A 3,063-nucleotide genomic window follows, 5' to 3' on the forward strand; every position below is an offset into this window, starting at 1 on the left:
GATCAGGATCAGCAGGTAGATGGCGGAAATCAGCGCCAGCTTGTCGTGGACGAGGTAGCCGAGCAGCACGCGGGCTTTGCCCGGCTCGCGCCCGGATGGCTTCTGGGCCGCCTTCAGGTCTGTCGGGATCACTGTCATGACGTCTGATACCGGATGCGCGGATCGAGCACGGCATAGAGGATGTCGATCGCGATGTTCAGGATGAAGATGGCGCAGGCCGTGACCAGCACGGTCGATTGCACCACCGCGAAATCGCGCTGGATGATGGCGTCGATCATCAGCTTGCCGATGCCGGGCCAGCCGAAGACGGATTCGACCACCACGGCGCCGTTGACCAGGCTGGTGGCGAGGTCGCCAGCGACCGTGATGACCGGCAGCAGCGAGTTGCGGAGCGCATGGCTGAAGATGATCTTCTGCCGCCGCACGCCCTTGGCCCGCGCCGTTTTGACGTAGGGCGACGACAGCGCGCCGATCATCGTGCCGCGCACGACCTGGACCAGCAGCCCGAAGGGCCGCAGCATCAGGACGCCGATCGGCATGATCCAGTGGGCGGCGGAGCCGGTGCCCGATGTCGGCAGCAGGTCCAGGCTGACCGCGAAGACGAGGATGCCGACGATGGCGACCCAGAAGTCCGGGGCGCTGGCGCCCGCCAGCGACACGAGGCTGGCGAAGCGGTCGAACAGGCTGCCCGGCTTGGCGGCTGCCAGCGATCCGACCACCAGCGCCAGCGCTCCCGCCAGGAAGATCGCCAGCACGGCCAGCTTTAGCGTCTGCGGAAAGGCTTCCAGCGCCACTTCCATCGCCGAGCGGTTCTGGCGCAGCGATTCCCCGAAATCCAGGTGGAGGAGATCGCCCAGATAGTTGAAGAACTGGATGTAGAGAGGCTGGTCGAAGCCGTGAAGTGCCGAGAAGGCCTCCCGCGCCTGGGGCGTGGCGTCGAGAGGCAGGAAGAGATACGAGGGGTCGCCGGTCAGCCGCGTCAGGAAGAAGACGAGGACCAGCAATCCCAGGACGGAAACGACGCTGTGGAGTGCGCGTTTTCCCAGATAGCCGAACATCCGTTTTCCCTTTCAGAAACAAGCTCGGAAATGGGCGCTTTCAGAAGCGCGCTCACTTCTTCAGGCGGATCTCGGCAAGCGGGATTTCGCTGTTGGTCGTCAGGTTCGGACGCCAGTCCAGGCTCTCTCCGACGCGGGTGTAGCCGATCATGTGGAACATCGGGATGTCGACCGCGATCCTGTCATGCACCTCGGAGAAGATCTCCTGGAACGCCTTGGTCCGGGCGGTGTCGGTGGCGTTCAGCGCCTCTCCGATCAGGGTGTCGACCTTGGGGTCGGAGAACGTCGCGTACTGGCCGCTGGATTGATAGAAGATCGGCACGGTGAAGGCGGCGTCGCCCTTGTTGTTGTCGTGCATGATCTGGAGCAGGTTGGGACCGCGCTCCTGCGGGAAGGGCTTTTGCAGGTACCGGGTCCAGTCCGCGACGTCGAGCATCTGGAGGTCGATGTCGAAGCCGACGGCTTCCCACATCGTCATCATCGCTTCCAGCGCTTCGTTGCCGTTCGGGTAGATCCCGTTGCGGCCGATCAGCTTGATCGTCGTCCCGACCGGAACGCCGTCTGCCTTGGCCTCGGCCAGCAGCTTGGCGGCCTGATCCGGATCGTAACCCCAGGGCTTGAGGTCGGGGTCATGGCCGTTGATGCCCGGCACCACCATCTGCGAAGCGCGCAGCACGTCGGCGCCGAACAGCTCCGCCATCCCCTGCCAGTCGATGGCGAGGTTCAGCGCCTTGCGGACGCGGGCGTCGTTGAGGGGAGGCTGCTCCGTATCGATCCGGATCGCCGTGGTTTCCGAGTTCAGGTAGGAGAAGTCGGTTTTCGGATTGGTCGCGTCCTGGATCGCGATGGCGGGGGTCAACTGGGCCTCGCCGGTCTGGACCATCGCCGCGCGGAGCGAGGATTCACCGCGCCAGACATAGGTCGCCTTCGCGATATCCGGCGTCTTGCCCCAGTAGCCGTCGAAGCGGTCGAGCACCACGGTTTGCGGCGTGAAGGTATTGAGCTTGTAGGGACCGGTGCCGACGGGATCGTTGACCGCCTTGTCGGCCGGAGTGGCGGGCGAGACCATCATGGCGACGCTCAGCAGCGCCGGCAGGATCGGCTCCGGCTTTTCGGTCTTGATATCGACCGTCAGCTTGTCGACCGGCGTCACGGAAAGCTTGGCGCTGCCGAACTTCGCGAGGTTGTTGCAGGTGAAGGCGCCGCTGGTCATCCGCTTGAGCGTGAAGGCGACGGCCTCTGCATTGAATTCCCTGCCATCCTGGAACTTGACGCCGTCGCGCAGGTGGAACCGCCATGTCGTGTCGTTGACCCGCTCCCATTTGGTCGCCAGCTTGGGCTGCGGCGTGCCGTCCTTCGGGTCGATGACGGTCAGCGGCTCCGTGATGTTCTGGTTCAGCACTTGTCCGACATCGGTCAGGATGCTGCCGCACGGCTCTAGGTTGCTGGGCTGCTCCGGCAGGACGATGGTGATGTTGTTGCCGCCGCTCTGGGCCAGCGCCGGCGAGACCGCCGATGCCATCACGATCGCGCAGGCAATAGTCGAAAGCGCACCTTTGTTTCTCATTGGTTTCCTCCGTTTAGTCTTATTGAAGCCTGCTCAGCGCCGGTCAGATTGGCGCCGACTTAATACATTCCTGCGCGTCAAGCGGGCATTACGCTCCACTCTATCGTCATGCCAAGACTTGATCTTGGCATCTCCCGGCGGAAGCTGACGTGAGGACTTCAACTTGAAGTCCGGATGTTACCCGCTCAGTTCCTGAAGGGAGATACCAAGATCAAGCCTTGGTATGACGGAAAGGCGGAAGAGACAGCCTAAGTTAGCGCCGATGGGGCCGGGCGGGGCAACTCAGCCGGCTTGCGCGATCAGGCCCCGGAGCATTTCCTTTTCCTCGCCGGTCAGGTTGGTGAGCGGCGGACGGACCGGTCCCGGATGGCGGCCGATAAGCTCGACGCCGGCCTTGATGATTGACACGGGATAGCCGACCTGACGGTCGCGCAGCTT

General features: G+C 63.6%; 2 protein-coding genes. Both read right to left on the bottom strand.

Features of this window, described 5'->3' with window-relative positions; genetic code table 11:
• Nucleotides 1-134: 134 nt before the first annotated feature.
• Entirely contained in the window at nucleotides 135-1,058 is a 924-nt protein-coding gene (locus tag AC5JJ6_RS06420) for an ABC transporter permease (protein ID WP_496041243.1), read from the bottom strand.
• 52 nt (nucleotides 1,059-1,110) lie between these two features.
• Nucleotides 1,111-2,625, bottom strand: a complete 1,515-nt coding sequence (locus tag AC5JJ6_RS06425) for an ABC transporter substrate-binding protein (RefSeq protein ID WP_496041244.1) — start codon at nucleotides 2,623-2,625, stop codon at nucleotides 1,111-1,113.
• Nucleotides 2,626-3,063: the final 438 nt, after the last annotated feature.

It is taken from the genome of Skermanella sp., from assembly GCF_059503625.1.

Excerpts from the sequence above, each read along its gene's own strand:
- AC5JJ6_RS06420 (WP_496041243.1), bottom strand. The coding sequence starts at position 1,058 with ATGTTCGGCTATCTGGGAAAACGCGCACTCCACAGCGTCGTTTCCGTC.
- AC5JJ6_RS06425 (WP_496041244.1), bottom strand. The coding sequence starts at position 2,625 with ATGAGAAACAAAGGTGCGCTTTCGACTATTGCCTGCGCGATCGTGATG.